This window comes from Mesorhizobium sp. WSM4898 (assembly GCF_029625845.1).
Lineage (GTDB): Bacteria > Pseudomonadota > Alphaproteobacteria > Rhizobiales > Rhizobiaceae > Mesorhizobium.
In genome coordinates this window covers 383,422-403,169 of the sequence record NZ_JARTVQ010000001.1, presented here as the reverse complement: position 1 = coordinate 403,169, position 19,748 = coordinate 383,422, and the positions used below count along the sequence as shown (strand labels likewise).

The following is a 19,748-nucleotide window of genomic DNA, read 5'->3' as shown; positions in this document are numbered from 1 at the left end:
GCGGCCTCTTGCGGTCGGGCGCTTCTCTTGTTTCACTTGTGCTGCCCACAAATCGGAGGAGCGAATCATGGCGAAAGGTGCGATGAAGGCGGGCAAGGAACCCCGCAAGCCGAAAAAGGACGCCAAGAAACCGGCCGCGGCCCCGGCTCCGAAGGCGCCGCCGGTCAAGGCGATGCGCATCAAGGAGAAGTAGGCCGTCAGCGCGGCCGATCCGTCTCGATGCGGATTTGAACCGGCGGCATGCCGAATGCTGCCGGTGTTTTGTTGATCGGGGTACAGAACTCACTATATCGGTACCGCGAGGACGACCTCGCTTCCCCGAAACCCGGCCGGGACGACCCGCCACGTCAAACGTCGAGCATTCGATGCTCGATCGATGGAGCGTTCGCGATGTCCTGGATCTTCCTTTTCTTCGCCGGCCTGTTCGAGATCGGCTGGGCGATCGGCCTCAAATATACCGATGGTTTCTCGAAGCCGCTGCCGACCGTGCTCACGATCGTCTCGATGATCGTCAGCCTTGGCCTGCTCGGGCTTGCGTTGAAGACATTGCCCGTCGGCACGGCCTATGCGGTATGGACCGGCATCGGCACTGTCGGCACGGCCTTGCTCGGCATCTGGCTGCTCGGCGAGCCGGCGACCGCAGTGCGGCTTGCCTGCATCGGCCTGATCGTCTGCGGCATCGTCGGGCTGAAGCTCGTCGGCTGATGTAGCACGAACGCGTTCAGGGCCGCTCCTGGCGACCCTGACTCATTTTCGAAACGAACTCGAACCTAGCGGGCCGAGAAGCCCGGAGGCGTGCGACCGACGCGCGCCTTGCGGGCGGCGTAGCGCGCATCGCGCTTGGCCTTGCGTTCGGCCTCCTCGGCGAGCAGGCGGGCGATGCGTTCGGTTTCCTCGGCTTCGCGGATCTTGGCCTCGGCAGCCGCTGCCTCTTCGGCAGCAATACGGGCCGCTTCGGCCACTGCCTCGCGTTCAGCCTTCTCGGCCGCTTCGCGCGCCAGCTTTTCCTGCTTCAACCGGGCCTTCTCGGCCTCGCGGATAGCACGGGCCTCGAGGATCGCCTTGCGTTCCGCCTGACGCGCCAGAACCGCTGGGTCGTCCGCCGCCGGCTTTGACTTGAAGCGCTCCAGGAGCGCCTTCTTTGCCTCGTTCGCGGCGTTGCGCCGCTCGAATATGTCTTTTTCCCTGTAAATAGCCAAGTCCACTTCCCTGAAGTCAATTCGCGACGCTTACATACGCGCGAAAGCGGTGAGTTCAAGCGCCAAAACGGTATGCCAGCCATGAAAATCTGGGCTGTTGCCGTCGGGATACGTCGTCGCGGCGCGATGCACTGTTCACAAATCGCGCCTCTGGCGGCTCTGGGGGCCGGTCGCTACCTCTAGCGCCAACAATCAACGCCAAGCGGCGCATCAGGATGCATGAAAATGGAACTTGGCCTCTACACTTTCGCGGATGTCAGCCCGGAGCCGGGCCCCGGCGCCATCGGCCCGCACGAACGGCTGCGCAACCTGATCGAGGAGGTCGAGCTGGCCGACCAGGTCGGTCTCGACGTGTTCGGCCTCGGCGAACACCATCGCCCCGACTATGCGGCCTCGGCGCCGGTCGTGGCGCTGGCCGCGGCCGCGGAGCGGACGAAGCGGATCAAGCTCACCAGCGCGGTCACGGTGCTTTCTTCCGACGATCCGGTGCGGGTCTTCCAGCAGTTCGCGACGCTCGACCTTCTGTCCGGGGGCCGCGCCGAGATCATGGCCGGGCGCGGCTCCTTCATCGAATCGTTTCCGCTGTTCGGTTACAATCTCGAGGACTATGACGAGCTCTTCGCCGAGAAGCTCGATCTCCTGCTTGCCATCCGCGACCAGGTGAAGGTGACGTGGCAGGGCAAGCTGCGCGCGCCGATCAACGGCCGCGGCGTCTATCCCCGACCTTTCCGGGACAAGCTGCCGATCTGGATCGCTATTGGCGGGACGCCGCAGTCCGCCGCCCGCGCCGGCGTGCTCGGCCTGCCGCTGGCGCTTGCCATCATCGGCGGCGAGCCGGCCCGCTTCGCGCCGCTGTTCGAGATCTATCGCGAGGCGGCAAGGCGCGCCGGCAACGATCCCGCCTCGCTCGCGACCAGCTTGAACGTGCATGGCTTCGTCGGCGAGACGACCGAGAAGGCGGCCGACGATTTCTACGCACCGCAAGCCGAGGTGATGAACCGCATCGGCCGTGAGCGCGGCTGGGGGCCGACCTCGCGGGCGCATTTCGATCAGGCGCGCGGGCCGAACGGCGCGCTGTTCGTCGGCGATCCCGAACAGGTGGCGGAAAAGATCGTCGCCCAGCACAAGATCTTCGGCAACGACCGCTTCCTGTTGCAGATGGCGATCGGCACCATGCCGCATGCCAAGGTCATGAAGGCGATCGAGCTCTACGGCACCAAGGTGGCGCCGGTCGTGCGCAAGGAAACGGTGAAGGCCGCGCCGGCGCCCGTCGCCTGAGCACGCCTGCCCAGCAAGATGCGCCCTCACCGCCGGCTAAGGAACCTTGGCGGCGGCGCGTACGTTTTCCTCGGCGATCGCGAGGGAACGGATGAAGGTCGAAACGAGCGCTTCGGGTTCGAACGTTGCCGAAAGCCCGGACGAGCGCGCCAGCGCCCGCGCCGAATTGCGCCTGATTCGATTGCTGCTGATCGGCATCTTCGTGCTGATAACGATCGCCGCGCTTTATTTCGCCCGCGCCTTCTTCATGCCGGTGATCCTCGCCTTCCTGCTGGCGCTGACGCTGACCCCGATCGTGCGCTTCCTGCGCAAGCGCGGCATCCCCGAGGTCGCCTCCGCGACACTGCTGGTGTTGCTGTCCCTCTTCGTCTTCGCCAGCGCCGGTTACCTGCTCAGCGGCCCGGTCATCGACCTCATCAACAACAGCTACTCGATCGGCGAGCAACTCACCGAGCGGCTGGCGCCTTTCAAGCGTCCGCTCGAGAGGGTCATGGATCTCTCGCGTCAACTGCAGGCCCTGACCGAGACATCGCAGGAACCGGGTGTGCAGAAGGTCGCGCTGGCGCCGTCCGGCATCCTGTCGACGGCGGCCAGCAACATTCTGGGAGCCGGCACGAGCATCACCCTCGTCTTCGTGCTGTCGCTGTTCCTGCTCGCCTCCGGCACCTTGTTCTACGAGAAGATCGTCCAGTCCTTCGCCCACCTCAGCGACAAGAAGCGCGCGCTGCGCATCGTCTATGACGTCGAGCACGAGATTTCCCATTACCTGCTTACCGTGGCGGCCATCAACGCCGGCCTCGGCACGGTGATCGGACTTGGCCTTTGGGGACTTGGGATGCCGAACCCGCAGGTCTGGGGCGCGGCCGCGGCGCTGCTCAACTTCCTGCCCTATGTCGGCGGGCTGATCACCTTGCTGCTGGTCACGATCATCGCGCTGATCAGCTTCGATACGATCCCCTACGCCCTGCTGGCACCCGCCTTCGTTTTGTTGTGCGACATCGTCGAGGGCCAGTTCGTGACCCCGACGGTGGTCGGCCGGCGGCTCGAGATAAACGCGGTGGCGATCTTCATCGCCATCGCCTTCTGGTCCTGGCTCTGGGGTTTCGTCGGCGCGCTGATGGCGGTGCCGCTGCTGGTGGTCATCAAGGTGTTCTGCGACCATTTCGATGGCCTCAGCCATGTCGGCAATTTCCTCGCAGCGCAGCAAACCATGGCGATCGACGACGAGGCCGGCGATAACAACCACAAATCCGGCGCGTGAGGCCTGGCCCAATCTGCATGTCCGGCCGGCTGTTTGCGGCGCCCATGGCGAGTGCCTATATCGGTCCGGTCTAACCGGACCCGCCTGCATGAATGACTTCGATCTCGCGCTGCGCAACAACCGCCTGTCTATCCATCATCTCGGCGGCCGCAGCGAGCAGCGGGAAATCGCCTCGGCGACCGAACTCGCCGACGTGCTGGAAGGCCAGTTCGCCATCGTCATTCCCGACCGCGCCGAATTCGAGGCCCGGTTGCGGCAGAAGCAAATCGTGGAGACCTGACCAATGACGGCCCTTTCGGTTCTCGACCTGTCGCCGATCACGCAAGGCAGCGATGCCTCGCGGTCGCTGGCCAATTCGCTCGACCTTGCCCGCCATGCCGAGCGGCTTGGCTACAAGCGCTACTGGCTCGCCGAGCACCACAACATGCCGGGCATTGCCAGTGCCGCGACGTCGGTTGTCATCGCCCATGTCGCCGGCGGCACCAAGACTATCCGCGTCGGCGCCGGCGGCATCATGCTGCCCAACCATGCGCCGCTGATGATTGCCGAGCAGTTCGGCACGCTGGCAGCACTTTTCCCCGGCCGCATCGATCTCGGCCTCGGTCGCGCGCCAGGCACCGATATGATGACGGCGCGGGCGCTTCGCCGCAACCTGGAGGCCAGCGACAACTTCCCCCAGGACGTGGTCGAGCTGATGGGCTATTTCCAGCCGGCCGAGGAAGGTCAGCGCATCCGCGCGGTGCCGGGCGAAGGCCAGGACGTGCCGGTCTGGATCCTTGGCTCCAGCCTCTATGGCGCGCAGCTCGCGGCGCTGCTTGGGCTGCCCTATGCTTTCGCCTCGCATTTCGCGCCGGCCGAACTCGACCACGCGCTGGAGGTCTATCGCACTCGCTTCCAGCCGTCGGCGCAGCTCGACAAGCCTTATGTGATGCTCGGCCTCAATGTCTTTGCGGCACCCACCAATGCCGAGGCGAAGCTTTTGTTCACCTCGCTGCAGCAGGCCTTCGTCAACCTGCGCAGCGGCCGGCCCGGCCAGCTGCCGCCGCCGGTCGAAAACTACGACCGCGACCTTGATCCCGTCGCCAGATCCATGCTGGCCCAGGCGCTGTCCTGTGCCGTCGTCGGCGCGCCGGAGACGGTCCGCCAGGGCATCGACGCCTTCGTGCGCCGCACCGGCGCCGACGAATTGATGGTGACGGCGCAGATGTTCGACCACACCGCGCGGGTGCGCTCCTTCGAGATCCTCGCGGACGTGCGCAGATCGATGTCGCAAGCCGCCTGACCGCTGGCCGCCTGTCGACCGGGGGGCGCAAGCGATCGCGGAAAACACATCTTTCTGAAGCTCCGCGCAACTCCGTTCGCAGGCATTCACGCCCCGATCATGGCGACTGCGACGTTTTTGCCCGCGCCGGATTTACCTCGGTCCGGGCGTATCGGGCGGCAAATCGGCCGCAAAATTGGCGATTTAGCACCGTTCCTGACAGGCGATCGGCTTGGTGGATGCGTTGCGCAGGATGCTTGCGCCTCGTGCCGCCTGTTCTTATATACGCGCCAACCGCCCGGCCTTGAAAACCCGGGGACCGTGGCGGAATTTCTTGTGAACAGGGGCTTTCGTCGGAACGCCTTATCAGGGTCCTGAGAGCCTGCTTAGAGGAGAGACTAGAACAATGGCAAAAGTAATCGGTATCGACCTCGGAACCACCAACTCCTGCATCGCCATCATGGACGGCAAGGAGCCAAAGGTTATCGAGAATGCGGAAGGCGCGCGCACGACCCCTTCCATCGTCGCCATCAACAGCGATGGCGAACGCCTCGTTGGCCAGCCGGCCAAGCGCCAGGCGGTCACCAATCCTGAAAACACCATCTTCGCGGTCAAGCGCCTGATCGGCCGCCGCTATGACGATCCGGTGACGGAGAAGGACAAGAAGCTTGTCCCCTACAAGATCGTCAAGGGCGACAATGGCGATGCCTGGGTCGAGGCAGGCGGCAAGAAGCTTTCGCCCAGCCAGATCTCGGCCATGATCCTGCAGAAGATGAAGGAAACGGCGGAAGCCTATCTCGGCGAGAAGGTCGAGAAAGCGGTCATCACCGTTCCGGCCTATTTCAATGATGCCCAGCGCCAGGCGACCAAGGACGCCGGCAAGATCGCCGGCCTCGAAGTGCTGCGCATCATCAACGAGCCGACGGCTGCCGCACTTGCCTATGGTCTGGAGAAGAAGGACGGCAAGACCATTGCCGTCTATGACCTTGGCGGCGGCACGTTCGACATTTCGGTGCTCGAGATCGGCGACGGCGTCTTCGAGGTGAAGTCGACCAACGGCGACACCTTCCTCGGCGGCGAGGACTTCGACATGCGCCTGGTCGAGTACCTGGCGGCCGAGTTCAAGAAGGAGCAAGGCATCGACCTCAAGGCCGACAAGCTCGCCCTGCAGCGCCTGAAGGAAGCGGCCGAGAAGGCCAAGATCGAGCTGTCGTCGACGACGCAGACCGAGATCAACCTGCCCTTCATCACTGCCGACGCCAGCGGGCCGAAGCACCTGACGATGAAGCTCACCCGGGCGAAGTTCGAGAGCCTGGTCGAGGACCTCGTGCAGCGCACCATCGACCCCTGCAAGGCGGCGCTCAAGGATGCCGGCCTGAAGGCGGGCGAGATCGACGAAGTGGTGCTGGTCGGCGGCATGACCCGCATGCCCAAGATCCAGGAGATCGTGAAGCAGTTCTTCGGCAAGGAGCCGCACAAGGGCGTCAACCCGGATGAGGTGGTCGCGCTCGGCGCCGCCATCCAGGCCGGCGTGCTGCAGGGCGACGTGAAGGACGTGCTGTTGCTCGACGTGACGCCGCTGTCGCTCGGCATCGAGACGCTGGGCGGCGTTTTCACCAGGCTGATCGAACGCAACACCACGATCCCGACTAAGAAGAGCCAGGTGTTCTCGACGGCCGAGGATTCGCAGTCGGCGGTGACCATCCGCGTCTTCCAGGGCGAGCGCGAGATGGCGGCCGACAACAAGCTGCTCGGCCAGTTCGATCTGGTCGGCATTCCGCCGGCTCCGCGCGGCGTGCCGCAGATCGAGGTCACCTTCGACATCGACGCCAACGGCATCGTCAACGTCTCGGCCAAGGACAAGGGCACCGGCAAGGAGCACCAGATCCGCATCCAGGCTTCGGGTGGTCTGTCCGACGCCGACATCGAGAAGATGGTGAAGGACGCCGAGGCCAATGCCGAGGCCGACAAGAAGCGCCGCGCCCTCGTCGAGGCGCGCAACCAGGCCGAATCGCTGGTGCATTCGTCCGAGAAGTCGCTGAAGGACTATGGCGACAAGGTCTCGGAGGCCGACCGCACCGCGATCGCCGACGCGATTGCGGCGCTGAAGTCCGCAGCCGAAGGCGATGACGTGGCCGATATCGAGGCCAAGTCGCAGTCGCTCGCCGAAGCTTCGATGAAGCTTGGCCAGGCCATGTACGAGGCCTCGCAGAAGGAAGCGGCCGAAGCCGACGCCAAGGCGGACGCCGCCAAGGATTCGGACGTGGTCGACGCCGACTTCGAGGAAATCGACGAAGACGACGACAAGAAGAAGTCGGCCTGAGCCGGCTGACGGCCAAATAATGCGAAAAGCCCGGCGCAAGGCCGGGCTTTTTTGCAACCTTCACCGAAAAAGTGCGGACCTGGCCCAAAAATTGACGGAAAAACACCGGTGAGCCCGGCTCGGCTCTGGCATCCGGGCAACATCGCTCCTAAATCGAACAACGTGCCGGCGACGACGCGACAATGCTTGAAGACATTGAGCATCCGGACAGCGGGATAAAATGAAAGCTGATTTCTACGAAACGCTGGGCGTGCAAAAAGGCGCCGACGACAAGGAGCTGAAGAGCGCTTTCCGCAAGCTCGCCATGCAGTTCCATCCCGACCGCAACCCCGGCGACCATGCCTGCGAGCACAAGTTCAAGGAAATCAACGAAGCCTACGAGACGCTGAAGGACCCGCAGAAGCGCGCGGCCTATGACCGTTTCGGCCACGCCGCCTTCGAGCAGGGCGGCATGAACGGCGCGGCGCACGGCTTCGGCGCCGGCGGCTTCGCCGACATCTTCGAAGACATTTTCGGCGATATGATGGGTGGCCGCCAGCGCCGCTCGTCGGGCGGCCGCGAGCGCGGGGCCGACCTGCGCTACAACATGGAAATCTCGCTGGAAGAGGCGTTTTTGGGCAAGACGGCGCAGATCCGCGTGCCGGCATCGATTTCCTGTTCGGAATGCTCCGGCAGCGGCGCCAAGCCCGGCACGCAGCCGGTCACCTGCGCGATGTGCCACGGCCATGGCAAGGTGCGGGCAACGCAAGGCTTCTTCTCGATCGAGCGCACCTGCCCGCAATGCCAGGGGCGCGGCCAGACGATCAAGGACCCCTGCCCGAAATGCGCCGGCCAGGGCCGCGTCACCGAGGAGCGTTCGCTGTCGGTCAACATCCCGGCCGGCATCGAGGACGGAACCCGCATCCGGCTTGCCAATGAGGGCGAGGCCGGCCTGCGCGGCGGCCCCTCGGGCGACCTCTACATCTTCCTTGCCGTCAAGCCGCACGAATTCTTCCAGCGCGACGGCGCCGACCTCTACTGCAAGGTGCCGATCTCGATGACGACCGCCGCCCTCGGCGGCTCGTTCGAGGTCACCACGCTCGACGGCACGCAGACCAAGGTGAAAGTGCCGGAAGGCACCCAGAACGGCCGCCAGTTCCGGCTGAAGGGCAAGGGCATGCCGGTGCTGCGGCAGCCCAATGTCGGCGATCTCTACATCCAGACCGCGGTCGAGACGCCGCAGAACCTGTCGCGGCGCCAGCGCGAGCTCCTGGAAGAGTTCGAGCAGCTCTCCTCGAAGGACAATTCGCCCCAGTCGAGCGGCTTCTTCGCCCGCATGAAGGACTTTTTCGAATCCTTCGGCGAGCCCTGAGTGGGGTGCGACAGGGTTGACGCGCTGCCTCATCGTCATCAACATCTTATGCCAGATCTTGCCTTGCCTTGTTCCACCTAGCTGCTAAGTAGCGAGTCGGGGAGCGTTGAGGAGAGCTCGCATGGCACGTGGTCCCGGGTTGCGCAAAGCGCTGACGGAAAAATTCGACGACGAGCTGAAGTTCTTCAAAGGCTGGATCGACAAGCCGAAAGCTGTCGGCTCGATCGTTCCCACCAGTTCCGTCACCGCCCGCAAGATGGCCTCGATCGTCAACCCGAAATCGGGCCTGCCGGTGCTGGAGGTCGGCCCCGGCACCGGCGTCATCACCCGTGCCATTCTCGCCCAGGGCGTGAAGCCGGAGAACCTCTACGCGATCGAATACTCGACCGACTTCGTGCGCCATCTGCGCCGGCTCTACCCGCGCGTCAACGTCATCGAGGGCGACGCCTTCAACCTCGCCGCAACACTCGGCGACAAGCGCGACTTGGTGTTCGATTCGGTCGTCTCCGGCGTGCCGCTGCTCAATTTCCCGGTCGCCCAGCGCATCGCCTACATCGAAAGCCTGCTCGACCGCATTCCCGTCGGCCGGCCGATCGTGCAGCTGACCTACGGCCCGCTGTCGCCGATCCCGCCCGGCCGCGGCGACTACACGGTCAAGCATTTCGATTTCATCATCCGCAACATTCCGCCGACGCAGCTGTGGATCTACCGACGCGAGGCATGTTGACCGAAAGCGCTTGGCCATCGAAAGCGCTTGGGGATTGATCGCTCTTCGGCCTATACGTCTCTCGACAGGTGGCCGATGGCAGTAATCTCAAGAATCCTCGTCTTTGCAGGCTCGATCCGCACCGGCGCTTTCAGCGGCCGGACGGCCGATGTGGCGCAAAAGGAACTCGCCATGCAGGGTGCGGAGGTGACCCGCATCTCGCTCGGCGACTATCCGCTGCCGATCATGGACGAGGATCTTGAGAAGGACAAAGGCATTCCCGAGAATGCCGTGAAGCTCGGCCATCAGATTTCCGCCCATGACGGGCTGCTGATCGCGACGCCTGAATATAACGGCTCGATCCCGCCGCTCTTGAAGAATTCCATCGACTGGGTGAGCCGGCTCCGGCGCGACGGCAGCCGCTCGTTCAGGCCGCTTTACGGCAAGCCCGTCGCGCTCTGCTCCTCCTCCGAGGGCAAGTTTGCCGGCATACGCTGCATCAACCATCTGCGCGCGGTGCTGGTGCGCTGCCAGATGGAAGTGATCACGCCGGAATGCTCGGTTTCCGGCGCCGATGAAGCCTTCGCCGAGGACGGACAATTCCGCGACGCCAGACTGCACCAATCGATGGAGCGCCTATGCCGTACACTGATCGAAACCTCGCGCATGCTGTCCGTGAGGATCGAGGTCTGATGCATCCGGTCGAGACCATGCGCGACAGGCTGATCGTCGGCCTCGACGTGCCGACGCTGAAGGAAGCCGAACAGACGGTGCGCGCGCTCGAAGGCAGCGTCTCTTTCTTTAAGATCGGCTATCAGCTCGCCTTTGCCGGCGGGCTCGATTTCGCGCGCGAGCTCGCCAGCGGCGGCACCAAGGTCTTCCTCGACATGAAGCTGCTCGATATCGACAACACGGTGGCCAAGGGGGTCGAGAATATCGCCAGGATGGGGGTCTCGATGCTGACGCTGCATGCCTATCCCAAGGCGATGCAGGCGGCGGTGGAAGCAGCCAAAGGCAGCGATCTCTGCCTGCTCGCGGTGACCGTGCTGACTTCGATGGACGAGCAGGACATGATCGATGCCGGCTATGAACACGATCCGCACACGCTGGTGCTGAGGCGCGCCGAACAGGCGCTGCATGCCGGCATGGGCGGCATCGTCTGCTCGGCCGAGGAGGCCGAAGCCGTGCGCCGGATCGTCGGTCCCGACATGGCCGTGGTCACGCCGGGTATACGGCCGAGCGGCAGCGACCATGGCGACCAGAAGCGTGTGGTGACGCCGGCGCAGGCGATCCGCAACGGCTCCAGCCACCTTGTCGTCGGCAGGCCGATCGTCAAGGCGCCGGATCGGCGGGCGGCGGCCGAGGCTATCTTGGCCGAAATGTGCTCGGCATAAAGCCGATCCCGTTTGCGAACCGAAACAGGAGAAATGATGCCAAAGGGATATTGGGTTGCCCGCGTCGATGTGCGCGACCCGGAAGGCTACAAGGACTATGTCGCCGCCGCCAAACCGGCTTTCGAGCGCTTCGGCGCGAAATTCCTGGCGCGCGGCGGCGAGCATGAGAAGGCCGAGGGGCCCGGCCGCGCGCGCAACGTGATCATCGAGTTCGAATCGCTTGCCGCCGCGCATGACTGCTACCACTCGCCGGAATATCAGCGCGCCGTCGCCATTCGCCAGAAAGTGGCCGATGGCGAGATCGTGCTGGTCGAGGGCGTTTAGTTCGTCTGAATCGTTCTGCCTTGACATGATCAAGGAAGGCGGTGGCGCAGAATAGAGATTTGCAGCGATCCTTCGCCGGCGTCTCAAAGCCGCTCCGCAGCCGCAGGCCGGTCCAATCCCTAAGCTTATGCCCTCAGCCGGCTGGTCGCCGTCTCCGCCATCGCATCCGCCAGGCTCATGCTCCATTGCCTGCGGCAATAGTCGCGGAAATCGAAGCAGGGCAGGCCGGGACAGACTTCGAACTCGATGAGATGGACGGTGTCGTCGGCTTCGACCCTGAAGTCGACCGAGAAGACGTCCTTCAGGCCAAGCCCGGCGATCAGCTCCTGCGCGATGGCGCGGATAGCGCGATCGGCCGCCGGCTGGCGGGCGGCGACCTGCTCGAGCTCCGGCTCGGCATAGGTGCCTGCGTCCCTGGCGGCCTGGCCGCTATCGCCGTAGAGCGCCATGGAGTCGGCCATGGTCTGAAAGTCGCCGCCGGACTCGACGAAGGCGATGCCGAGCGCCTCGACGCCGGTATCCGGCCTCATACCGAGGAAGCTTGCCCGCACATTGCGGCCGGCGACATAAGGCTGGACGACGACATCGTCGCGATAATGGTCAAAGACACGCCGGCTGAGCTCCTGTGCATGACCAAGTTCGCGACAGCGCGAATCCGGCCAGATGCCGATCTTGGCGCCGAGCCGGTTGGGTTTGACGAACCAGCCGGCGGGCGAGGACGGCGGGTCGACCAGCCATTTCCCATTGCGGGCCAGCCCGGCCGGCGGCACCGGCAGGCCAAGCGCGCCGAGCACGGCGCCGGAGCGGAACTTGTCCTGGCAGAGCGCGAACAGCGAATCGTCGGCGCCGATCGTCTTCAGTCCGTTCAGCCTTGCCAGCGCAGGCGAAGCGCCGCCGCGGAAATAGGCGATGCCGTCGGTCAGCGTCCAGACCAGGGTTTTGGCGGGATCGGCGTTCGCCAAGACGGTCGCGGCGTCGTCCAGCTCGACGGCCATCAAGGTGAGGCCGCGCGTTTCGCAAGCGGCGGCGAGCTGGCCGAATTCGGGCGCGAGGTCGGTCGACTGCGCCAGATAGGACGATATCTCGGTTGCGCGTTCCGTCGGGTAGCCGTCGGCGACCAGCCGGTCGAAGCAAGCCTTCTCCGGCTCGTGGACAAGGATCAGCGTCGGGCCGTTGCTCGGCATGGAAGCTCCCAGAAAAGTCTGGTGCTACCATCGCATGGCGGTTGCAATCGGCTTTCAGGAAACCGACCTGAGCGAGCGATAATGCGCAAGCCGCTCAGGCGATCAGCACGCGCGGCTCGAAGCGGCCCCGGACCGGAATGTCGAGCAGGAAGGTCATGCCGGCCTGAGGATCGAGCTTGCGCTGCTTGTCGTCCTTGCCTTTCCAGGCCGATGTCACCGCAAGGCGGTCGGCGTTCGGCCCGACAAAGGCGGGGCAGGAAGGCTGCGTTACCGGCATCGGGATTTCACGCAGCAGCGTGCCGTCCGGCGAATAGGCCTTCACCGCCTTGCCGCCCCAGACGGCGTTCCACAGCACGCCGTCGCGGTCGACGACCGAGCCGTCGACGTAGCCTCTTTGCGAACGATGATCGACGAAGACGTTCGGCTCGCCCGTCGGCAGGCCGGTCGCCGGATCGCAAGCGACGCGCATCAGAAGCCCGGTCGCGGTGTCGGTGTAATAGGCGATCGTCCCGTCGTCGGAAAAGCAGATCGAGTTGGACACGGTAATGTCGGAGAACAGTCGGCGAAGCTCGCCCTTGAAGAACCAGTAGATCGCGCCGGCGCCCTTGCCCTCGTCCTTGCCCATCGTGCCGGTCCACAACGCGCCGCAGGGATGGACGCGGGAATCGTTGGAGCGGGTCAGCGGATTGTCGGCTTCGATCGGCGTGTGCAGCGTCAGCCTGCCGGTCGCAACATCGCGGACCTGCAGGCCGATCTCGGTGGCGATCAGCTGGCGGGCATCGTCGATGATGGCGATGGCGCTGGCCATCACGCCGAGATCATGGATTTTCAGCGCGCCGGCGAGCGGCTTTTCCAGAAGCTTGCCATTGACGATGTCGAACCAGAACAGTGTCTCGGTGCCAGGATCGTAGCTCGGTCCCTCCCCCAACTGGCAAATGTGATCGCTGAAGACCGAAACGCTGTCCATCAAATCCCTCCGAAGGCTTCGTCCCAGGCCGCGACCGCGGCACGGGCGCGCTCAGCCACTTCATCGACGCTGGCGCCCGGCTTATAAAGGCTCGACCCCAAGCCGAAGACGCTGACGCCGACGGCTTTGTAGCCGGCAAAATCCTTGTCCGAAACGCCGCCGACTGCGCCGATCAGCGCCGTTGCCGGCAGCACGGCGCGGATCGCCGAAATGCCGCCGGCGCCGAGCACGCTTGCCGGGAAGAATTTAAGCGCCGAAGCACCGAGCCTGATCGCCTGGAAGGCCTCGGTGGGCGTGAACACGCCCGGCATCGTCACCATGCCATACTTCATGGCGCGGCCCATGACATCGGCATCGATGTTGGGGCTGACCAGCAGCCGGCCGCCGGCCTTATGCAAGGCATTGACATCGGCCGCCGTCAGCACCGTGCCGGCGCCGACCAGTGCGGTTTCGGGGAGGACTTCCGCGATCCTGGTGATCGACGAAAACGGTTCCGGCGAATTGAGCGGCACCTCGATCGCCTCGATGCCAGCGTCGAAGACCGCCTGGCCTATTGAGATCGCCTCGGTCGGCTTGAGGCCACGCAGGATGGCGACCAGCCCGCGTTTCAATTTCGGAAAGGGTGCTGTCTGCGTCACGCGTCGCCTCCGATCATGCGGTTCTCGCGCGCGGCTTCGACAAGACCGGCGCGCACCGCTTCATCCGCATCGACGATCCGAAAAGCAAGACCGGCGAAGCCAAGAGCGGCGCCATAGAGCGAAGCCAGCGCGCCGGAAGCGATCAGCACGACGGGCGCTCCACTGATGCCGTAGCGCCGCTTCGCCGAAGCGATCTCGCCGCCGATCAACAGCCCGGACAGGCACGCCGCCGCCTCGTCGGATTTCAAATCTTGCAGCAGCCCGGCGGCGCGGATCGCAAACAGCTTTGAGGTAACGTCGCCGCCTTCGCCCAGCGCCCGCTCGCACCACTGACGGAAGAACGGACCATCCGCCGTGACTGGTGCCGGATGTTCGCCCAGCGAATGTTTCAGGATCGAATGCGCGGCCAATACCGAAAACAACTCGCCGGTCGGCCAGGTGCCGAAGCCGGCGACCGCGCCGTCCTCGGCCACGACCCATTTGGAATGGGTGCCCGGCATGCAGACGATGTGGCGCCCCGTTGGCGGCAGATTCGCGCCGGCAAGCTGCGTTTCCTCGCCGCGCATGACATCCGGCGCGTCGGCGAGGCGCTGGGCGAGGCCGGGCACGATACGGATGTCGCGGCGCTCGCCTTCGATGCGGGCGGCGCCTGCCAAGATGGCGCCGATCGGGGCAGGCACGGTGACGTATGGCGCCTCGATCCAGCCCTGGCGGGAACCCGCCATGCCGCAGATGATGACCGGCAGGGACTCCGGCGCGCCCATGGCGGCGAGATGGCCTTCCAGCACCGTCGCAAAACCCTTTTCGCGCGCGGTGATCAGGCCGTCGTCGCCGCGCCGCTCGGCGAGCACCTGACCCGCGCCGTCAAGCAGCCAGGCCCTGAGCCTGGTCGTGCCCCAGTCGAGGGCGGCGACCGCAGGCGCGCCGCTCACAGCACGCCTCCGTCGACGATCAGCATTTGCGCGGTCAGCATGCGCGAGGCGTCCGACGCCAGGAACAGCACCGTACCGACAATGTCGTCGGGCTGCATGGGCTGCTTGATGCATTGCTTGGCGACATGGGCGTCAAGCGCCTGCTCGGTGACCCAAAGCTCGCGCTGGCGTTCGGTGATCACCCAGCCGGGCGCAACCGCGTTGACGCGGATGCCGTCGGCGCCGAGCTTGCCGGCAAGACCTTTGGTGAGGCCGAGGATACCGGCCTTGGCGGCGGTATAAGCCGGCAGGTCGGGATGGTTGATGAGGTAGGACGTGGAGCTGAAATTGATGATCGAGCCGCGGCCGGCGCGCTTCATGCCCGGCGCCACCGCCTGGGCGGTGAAGAAATGCGGCCGCAGGTTGATGGCCAGGTTGTTGTCCCAGAACTCGACCGTGACATCCTTCACCTCATGGCGATCGTCGAGCGCGGCGTTGTTGACCAGCGCCGTGACATCGCCATGCGCTTTCGCCGCCTTCGCTGCCGCGGCGCGCAGCGCCTCGACGTCGCGCAGATCGGTCTTGAGATAGAGCGGACGCCGGCCAAGCTCCCTCTCCAGACGGTCGGCCAGCGCCGTGCTGGGCTTGTCGGCGATGTCGATGAAGGCGACCTTGGCGCCTTGCCGCATGAAGCCCTCGGTCAGCGCCGCGCCGATGCCGGAACCGCCGCCGGTGATCAACACCGAGGCGCCGTCGAGGTCGGCGAAACGCGCCGATGGCATCATGATTTCTGTCTCCCTTTGGCCGGCGCGCATCCTAGCCATGCCGGCCCCGGGAGCAAGGGTGAAAAGGCGATTTCGGCGGCAATATGTCTGACAAAATAGCAGCCGCGCTTCCGTGAGGCGCAGACGGGTCGGCTTGGATCGCAGGTTGGTCGATCAGATCGCCTTGGCGCGCAGCGCGCCGCGATAGGAATCGCGCAGATAGCCAAGCGTGGCGTCGGCATCGACGGGCTTGCCGAACAGATACCCCTGGCCACCCGCGCAGCCGAACTGGACGAGGCGGTCGGCCTGCGCTTCCTCCTCTATGCCTTCGGCCACAACGTCCATGCCGAGTCCTTCGCACATGGCGAGAATGGCACGGATGATGTGTTCCGAGGGGCGGTCTTCGAGGATCGAGGAAACGAAGGCGCGATCGATCTTCAGCTTGTCGAAATGGAATTCGCGCAGGCGTCCGAGCGACGACTGGCCGGTGCCGAAATCGTCGAGCGAGACGCGGATGCCGACGCGGCGCAGATCCTCGACGATCTTCTCGGCCGAAGCCGGGTCGGTCATCAGGCCGGTTTCGGTGATCTCGATCTCCAGCCGGCGCGGATCGAAGCCGGTGCGGTCGAGGATCGCCAGGATATGCAGGCCGGTGTTCTGGTCGACAAGCTGCGAGGGCGACAGGTTGAAGGACAGGAACAGGTCCTTCGGCCAGTTGCGCGCCGCCTCGGTCGCCTTGCGCAGCACCAGCTGCGACAGCGGGCCGATGATGCCGCGCTCCTCGGCGATGGGAATGAACACGCTCGGCGGCACCATGCCGAGATCGCGGTCGGTCCAGCGAGCCAGCGTCTCGAAGCCGATGGTGCGGCGACTGGTGAGGTCGACGATCGGCTGGAAATGCGGCTCGACCTCGCCGGCCGAGACGGCGCGGCGCAGCGCCTGCTCGATGCGGGTGACGCGCTTGGCGGCCTCCTCCATCTCGCGGGTGTAGACGACGACGCGGCCGCGGCCCGAGCGCTTGGCGTGGTAGAGCGCGGTCTCGGCCTTGTTGATCAGGATCTCTGTGGTCTCGTCGCCGGAATAAAACAGCGAGCAGCCGACCGAAGCCGACAATCTGGCGGTGCGCTCGCCGACATCATAGGGTGCCGACAGGATCTCGATCAGCATGCGCGACTTCTCGGCCGCCTGCTCCTCGCTGAACACCATCGGGTAGAGGAAGGCGAACTCGTCGGCGCCGATGCGACAGACGGTGGAATAGCCATCCATCGAGGCACGCAAGCGCATAGCCACCTGGATCAGGATGTCGTCGCCGGCCTTGTGGCCGAACAGGTCGTTGATCGGCTTGAAGCCGTCGAGGTCGAGGATGCCGACGGTGAATGGCGCGGGATCGTCGGCGCGATCGCTGATCAGGCGATCGACCTTGTCGTAAAAGCGACGATGGTTGCCAAGCCCGGTCAGCGGATCGGTGAAGGCCAGATCCGCGTTTTCCCTGCCTGGCTGCCCGGTGCCAAACGTCGTTTGCATCATGTCCCTGTTCTGATGGGGAATTTGTAACCAGACTGGCAGCAAAGCGTTTAGGAAAGGTATCGGAAAATCGATTTTCTGAAGTTGCGGAAAGGGTCTTGGCGCCACGCCTAGCGGTCCAGGGTCTTTGGCGATGGAGGCTTAAACCGGGTATTAACAGCTTCAATAAATAGTCAAGCGGCCCGGAGACGCCGGCATTGGCGCGGCTGGTCGGCTGGGCCCGGGCACCGGAGACAGGCATGCCGCACGAGGTCCGCAACGAGCCGGCGATCGCCGTGCTCCTGCCCTGCTACAATGAGGAGCTGACAATCGGCGAGGTCGTGCGGCGCTTCCGCGAGACGCTGCCCTCCGCGACTATCTATGTCTACGACAACAATTCGAAGGACATGACCGCGCTCAGGGCTCGGGCGGCCGGCGCGGTCGTCGTGCGCGAACCGCGTCAGGGCAAGGGCAATGTCGTGCGCCGCATGTTCGCCGACATCGACGCCGACATCTATGTGATGGCGGACGGCGACGGCACCTACGCGCCGGAAGATGCGCCGGAGCTGATCAACACACTCTTGACCGAGCGCTCGGACATGGTGGTGGGCACCCGGCGGGGCGTCACCGACGACGCCGGCCGCTCCGGCCACGCCTTCGGCAACCGCATCTTCAACCGGCTCTACAAGGGCCTGTTCGGCGCCGATTTCACCGATATCTTTTCCGGCTACCGGGTCTTTTCGCGGCGCTTCGTCAAGAGCTTCCCGGCGGTTTCCGGCGGCTTCGAGATCGAGACCGAGATGTCGGTCCATGCCTCGCAGCTCAAGCTGCCGGTGAACGAGATGGCGCTCGACTACGGCCGCCGCCCGGAAGGCTCATCGTCGAAGCTGTCGACTTTCCGCGACGGCGCCAGGATCCTGTGGATGTTCGCCATGTTGGTGAAGGAGACGCAGCCGCTGCGTTTCTTCGGCACGTTTGCCCTGTTCTTCCTGGCGGCCAGCATCGGGCTGATGATCCCGGTGCTGATCGAGTTCGCCGAGACAGGACTTGTTCCGCGCATGCCGACCTGGGTGCTGTCGGTTGGCCTGCTCCTCTTGTCCATGCTGGCGATGGTCACCGGGCTGATCCTCGATTCGGTGTCGCGCGGCCGGGCCGAACAGAAGCGCATCTTCTATCTTTCCATCCCTGCCGGCCGCATCGAGCGACGCGCGGGCTTCAACGGCGAGGCCTCCCCGAAGAGGGAGCCGGGCAAGGCCTCGCGAGCCGCCTGATGGTCCGGCTTGCCCGCTTCGTGCTTGCCGGCGGCATCGGCTTCGTTGCCGATGCGGCCGCGCTCTGGCTGCTGCTTTCCGTCACGCCGCTCGGACCGCTGGCGGCGCGCGTGCTGTCGATCGGCTTCGCGCTCACCGTCACCTGGCAGATCAACCGGCATCTGACCTTTGCGCCGTCGAGCCGAGGCATCGCGCAGGAAGGCGCGCGTTACGGCGGCGTCGGCGTCGCCACCAGCATCGTCAATTATCTCGTCTATTGTGCCCTTCTGTTCGCGCTGCCCTCCCTGCCGCCGCTGGCGGCGCTGACGGTCGCCTCGCTGGTCGCGATGGCGCTGTCCTTCGTCGGCTATTCCCGGCTGGTCTTCGACCGATAATCTCTGGCCGATTGGCAGAAGCCGCCGATTTCCCTATATCGGCGGCAGAGATTGCCGGAGACCCGAGATGCCGTTGAAAATCGCCGTCCAGATGGACCATGTCTCGACGGTGTCGATCGCCGGCGACACCACGTTCGCGCTGTCGCTGGAAGCGCAGCGGCGCGGCCACCAGCTTTTCCACTACACGCCCGACCGGCTGTCGATGCGGGACGGCAAGGTGTTCGCGCGCGCCGAGGAGATGCAGGTGCGCGACGAGAAGGGCAGCCATTATTCGCTAGGCGAGCCGGTGCGCACCGATCTGTCGGAGATGGACGTGGTGCTGCTCAGGCAGGACCCGCCCTTCGACATGAACTACATCACCACCACCCACATTTTGGAACGCATCCATCCGAAGACACTGGTGATCAACGACCCGGCCTGGGTGCGCAACAGCCCGGAAAAGATCTTCGTCACCGAATTCCCGGACCTGATGCCGGAAACGCTGATCACCAAGGACCCCCAGGAGGTGGCCGCCTTCCGCAAGGAGTTCGGCGATATCATCGTCAAGCCGCTCTACGGCAATGGCGGGGCGGGGATCTTCCATCTGCACGAGGCCGACCGCAACCTTGCCTCGCTGCTCGAAATGTTCGGCCAACTGTTTCGCGAGCCCTATATCGTTCAGCGCTATCTCAAGGACGTGCGCAAGGGCGACAAGCGCATCATCCTGATCGACGGCGAGCCGGTGGGCGCCATCAACCGCGTGCCGGCCGAGCACGATTCGCGCTCCAACATGCATGTCGGCGGCCGCGCCGAGAAGACCGAGCTGACGGAGCGCGAACGCGAGATTTGCGCCCGCATCGGGCCGGCGCTCAGGGAACGCGGCTTCATCCTCGTCGGCATCGATGTCATCGGCGACTACATGACCGAGATCAACGTCACCTCGCCGACCGGCGTGCGCGAGGTGCGGCGCTTCGGCGGCGCGGACATTGCTGCCCTGTTCTGGGACTGCGTGGAAGGAAAGCGGAAGTAGCGCCCCTCAGCTGCCCCTGAGCGGGACCGT

Annotated in this window: 22 protein-coding genes; 15 read left to right on the top strand and 7 right to left on the bottom strand. The window is 64.9% G+C overall.

Annotated features, from left to right (window positions below):
* Positions 1–67 precede the first annotated feature (67 nt).
* Both P9228_RS02045 and sugE read left to right on the top strand, forming a co-directional pair.
* The gene (locus P9228_RS02045) at positions 68–193 is read left to right on the top strand and encodes a hypothetical protein (RefSeq protein ID WP_082953831.1); all 126 of its coding nucleotides are present in this window, start codon (positions 68–70) and stop codon (positions 191–193) included.
* A 197-nt stretch (positions 194–390) separates the two neighbouring features.
* Entirely contained in the window at positions 391–705 is a 315-nt protein-coding gene (sugE, locus tag P9228_RS02040; protein ID WP_095825476.1) for a quaternary ammonium compound efflux SMR transporter SugE, read from the top strand.
* Between the two features lie 65 nt (positions 706–770).
* On the opposite strand, the gene P9228_RS02035 is transcribed toward sugE, so the two are convergent.
* Positions 771–1,199, bottom strand: coding sequence for a DUF6481 family protein (locus tag P9228_RS02035; RefSeq protein WP_095776825.1), 429 nt, complete (start codon positions 1,197–1,199; stop codon positions 771–773).
* Positions 1,200–1,424: 225 nt separating this feature from the next.
* On the opposite strand from P9228_RS02035, the gene P9228_RS02030 reads away from it, so the two are divergent.
* From P9228_RS02030 to P9228_RS01985, 10 genes are all read left to right on the top strand, one after another.
* On the top strand, positions 1,425–2,477 hold the full coding sequence (locus P9228_RS02030) for an LLM class flavin-dependent oxidoreductase (RefSeq protein WP_095799007.1): 1,053 nt from the start codon (positions 1,425–1,427) through the stop codon (positions 2,475–2,477).
* A gap of 91 nt (positions 2,478–2,568) precedes the next feature.
* Entirely contained in the window at positions 2,569–3,738 is a 1,170-nt protein-coding gene (locus tag P9228_RS02025; RefSeq protein ID WP_067003075.1) for an AI-2E family transporter, read from the top strand.
* An 88-nt stretch (positions 3,739–3,826) separates the two neighbouring features.
* Positions 3,827–4,018 carry a hypothetical protein gene (locus P9228_RS02020; protein ID WP_245459223.1) on the top strand — a complete coding sequence of 64 codons (192 nt, stop codon included), beginning with the start codon at positions 3,827–3,829 and terminating at the stop codon, positions 4,016–4,018.
* A 3-nt stretch (positions 4,019–4,021) separates the two neighbouring features.
* Positions 4,022–5,020, top strand: a complete 999-nt coding sequence (locus tag P9228_RS02015) for an LLM class flavin-dependent oxidoreductase (RefSeq protein ID WP_278052109.1) — start codon at positions 4,022–4,024, stop codon at positions 5,018–5,020.
* Positions 5,021–5,405: 385 nt separating this feature from the next.
* Positions 5,406–7,322: a molecular chaperone DnaK gene (dnaK, locus tag P9228_RS02010; protein ID WP_095782077.1), complete on the top strand. Its 1,917-nt coding sequence runs from the start codon at positions 5,406–5,408 to the stop codon at positions 7,320–7,322.
* 220 nt (positions 7,323–7,542) lie between these two features.
* On the top strand, positions 7,543–8,673 hold the full coding sequence (gene dnaJ / locus P9228_RS02005) for a molecular chaperone DnaJ (RefSeq protein WP_067003083.1): 1,131 nt from the start codon (positions 7,543–7,545) through the stop codon (positions 8,671–8,673).
* Between the two features lie 121 nt (positions 8,674–8,794).
* A complete protein-coding gene (gene pmtA, locus P9228_RS02000) occupies positions 8,795–9,400 on the top strand; it encodes a phospholipid N-methyltransferase PmtA (protein ID WP_278052108.1) in 606 nt (201 codons plus the stop codon).
* A gap of 75 nt (positions 9,401–9,475) precedes the next feature.
* A complete protein-coding gene (locus P9228_RS01995) occupies positions 9,476–10,072 on the top strand; it encodes an NADPH-dependent FMN reductase (RefSeq protein WP_278052107.1) in 597 nt (198 codons plus the stop codon).
* Positions 10,072–10,773, top strand: coding sequence for an orotidine-5'-phosphate decarboxylase (gene pyrF / locus P9228_RS01990; protein ID WP_278052106.1), 702 nt, complete (start codon positions 10,072–10,074; stop codon positions 10,771–10,773). The genes P9228_RS01995 and pyrF overlap by 1 nt, the downstream gene beginning before the upstream one ends.
* 36 nt (positions 10,774–10,809) lie before the next feature.
* On the top strand, positions 10,810–11,097 hold the full coding sequence (locus P9228_RS01985) for a DUF1330 domain-containing protein (RefSeq protein WP_127213857.1): 288 nt from the start codon (positions 10,810–10,812) through the stop codon (positions 11,095–11,097).
* Between the two features lie 125 nt (positions 11,098–11,222).
* Here P9228_RS01985 and P9228_RS01980 read toward each other — a convergent pair whose 3' ends face one another.
* The 6 genes from P9228_RS01980 to P9228_RS01955 all read right to left on the bottom strand — a co-directional run bounded on the left by P9228_RS01980 (position 11,223) and on the right by P9228_RS01955 (position 17,085).
* Positions 11,223–12,281 (bottom strand): D-alanine:D-lactate ligase-like protein, encoded by a 1,059-nt coding sequence (locus tag P9228_RS01980; protein WP_278052105.1) that lies wholly within the window; start codon positions 12,279–12,281, stop codon positions 11,223–11,225.
* Positions 12,282–12,375: 94 nt separating this feature from the next.
* Positions 12,376–13,248: an SMP-30/gluconolactonase/LRE family protein gene (locus P9228_RS01975; RefSeq protein WP_278052104.1), complete on the bottom strand. Its 873-nt coding sequence runs from the start codon at positions 13,246–13,248 to the stop codon at positions 12,376–12,378.
* A complete protein-coding gene (locus P9228_RS01970) occupies positions 13,248–13,886 on the bottom strand; it encodes a 2-dehydro-3-deoxy-6-phosphogalactonate aldolase (RefSeq protein WP_095799000.1) in 639 nt (212 codons plus the stop codon). Before P9228_RS01970 ends, P9228_RS01975 begins: the two co-directional genes overlap by 1 nt.
* On the bottom strand, positions 13,883–14,818 hold the full coding sequence (locus P9228_RS01965; RefSeq protein ID WP_278052103.1) for a 2-dehydro-3-deoxygalactonokinase: 936 nt from the start codon (positions 14,816–14,818) through the stop codon (positions 13,883–13,885). Before P9228_RS01965 ends, P9228_RS01970 begins: the two co-directional genes overlap by 4 nt.
* Complete coding sequence (locus P9228_RS01960; RefSeq protein WP_095799432.1) at positions 14,815–15,582, bottom strand: SDR family oxidoreductase; 768 nt, start codon at positions 15,580–15,582, stop codon at positions 14,815–14,817. The genes P9228_RS01965 and P9228_RS01960 overlap by 4 nt, the downstream gene beginning before the upstream one ends.
* A gap of 153 nt (positions 15,583–15,735) precedes the next feature.
* Positions 15,736–17,085, bottom strand: coding sequence for an EAL domain-containing protein (locus P9228_RS01955; RefSeq protein WP_067324636.1), 1,350 nt, complete (start codon positions 17,083–17,085; stop codon positions 15,736–15,738).
* Between the two features lie 239 nt (positions 17,086–17,324).
* Between P9228_RS01955 and P9228_RS01950 the strand changes: the two genes are divergently transcribed.
* The 3 genes from P9228_RS01950 to gshB all read left to right on the top strand — a co-directional run bounded on the left by P9228_RS01950 (position 17,325) and on the right by gshB (position 19,718).
* A complete protein-coding gene (locus tag P9228_RS01950; protein WP_278052102.1) occupies positions 17,325–18,335 on the top strand; it encodes a glycosyltransferase in 1,011 nt (336 codons plus the stop codon).
* Entirely contained in the window at positions 18,335–18,709 is a 375-nt protein-coding gene (locus P9228_RS01945; protein WP_067323734.1) for a GtrA family protein, read from the top strand. The genes P9228_RS01950 and P9228_RS01945 overlap by 1 nt, the downstream gene beginning before the upstream one ends.
* Before the next feature lie 67 nt (positions 18,710–18,776).
* Positions 18,777–19,718: a glutathione synthase gene (gene gshB / locus P9228_RS01940; protein ID WP_278052101.1), complete on the top strand. Its 942-nt coding sequence runs from the start codon at positions 18,777–18,779 to the stop codon at positions 19,716–19,718.
* Positions 19,719–19,748: the final 30 nt, after the last annotated feature.

Bases quoted from the DNA above. Each gene is read 5' to 3' on its own strand.
- P9228_RS02045 (WP_082953831.1), top strand. From the start codon at position 68: ATGGCGAAAGGTGCGATGAAGGCGGGCAAGGAACCCCGCAAGCCGAAA.
- sugE (WP_095825476.1), top strand. From the start codon at position 391: ATGTCCTGGATCTTCCTTTTCTTCGCCGGCCTGTTCGAGATCGGCTGG.
- P9228_RS02030 (WP_095799007.1), top strand. From the start codon at position 1,425: ATGGAACTTGGCCTCTACACTTTCGCGGATGTCAGCCCGGAGCCGGGC.
- P9228_RS02025 (WP_067003075.1), top strand. From the start codon at position 2,569: ATGAAGGTCGAAACGAGCGCTTCGGGTTCGAACGTTGCCGAAAGCCCG.
- P9228_RS02020 (WP_245459223.1), top strand. From the start codon at position 3,827: ATGAATGACTTCGATCTCGCGCTGCGCAACAACCGCCTGTCTATCCAT.
- P9228_RS02015 (WP_278052109.1), top strand. From the start codon at position 4,022: ATGACGGCCCTTTCGGTTCTCGACCTGTCGCCGATCACGCAAGGCAGC.
- dnaK (WP_095782077.1), top strand. From the start codon at position 5,406: ATGGCAAAAGTAATCGGTATCGACCTCGGAACCACCAACTCCTGCATC.
- dnaJ (WP_067003083.1), top strand. From the start codon at position 7,543: ATGAAAGCTGATTTCTACGAAACGCTGGGCGTGCAAAAAGGCGCCGAC.
- pmtA (WP_278052108.1), top strand. From the start codon at position 8,795: ATGGCACGTGGTCCCGGGTTGCGCAAAGCGCTGACGGAAAAATTCGAC.
- P9228_RS01995 (WP_278052107.1), top strand. From the start codon at position 9,476: ATGGCAGTAATCTCAAGAATCCTCGTCTTTGCAGGCTCGATCCGCACC.
- pyrF (WP_278052106.1), top strand. From the start codon at position 10,072: ATGCATCCGGTCGAGACCATGCGCGACAGGCTGATCGTCGGCCTCGAC.
- P9228_RS01985 (WP_127213857.1), top strand. From the start codon at position 10,810: ATGCCAAAGGGATATTGGGTTGCCCGCGTCGATGTGCGCGACCCGGAA.
- P9228_RS01980 (WP_278052105.1), bottom strand. From the start codon at position 12,281: ATGCCGAGCAACGGCCCGACGCTGATCCTTGTCCACGAGCCGGAGAAG.
- P9228_RS01975 (WP_278052104.1), bottom strand. From the start codon at position 13,248: ATGGACAGCGTTTCGGTCTTCAGCGATCACATTTGCCAGTTGGGGGAG.
- P9228_RS01960 (WP_095799432.1), bottom strand. From the start codon at position 15,582: ATGATGCCATCGGCGCGTTTCGCCGACCTCGACGGCGCCTCGGTGTTG.
- P9228_RS01955 (WP_067324636.1), bottom strand. From the start codon at position 17,085: ATGCAAACGACGTTTGGCACCGGGCAGCCAGGCAGGGAAAACGCGGAT.
- P9228_RS01950 (WP_278052102.1), top strand. From the start codon at position 17,325: ATGCCGCACGAGGTCCGCAACGAGCCGGCGATCGCCGTGCTCCTGCCC.
- P9228_RS01945 (WP_067323734.1), top strand. From the start codon at position 18,335: ATGGTCCGGCTTGCCCGCTTCGTGCTTGCCGGCGGCATCGGCTTCGTT.
- gshB (WP_278052101.1), top strand. From the start codon at position 18,777: ATGCCGTTGAAAATCGCCGTCCAGATGGACCATGTCTCGACGGTGTCG.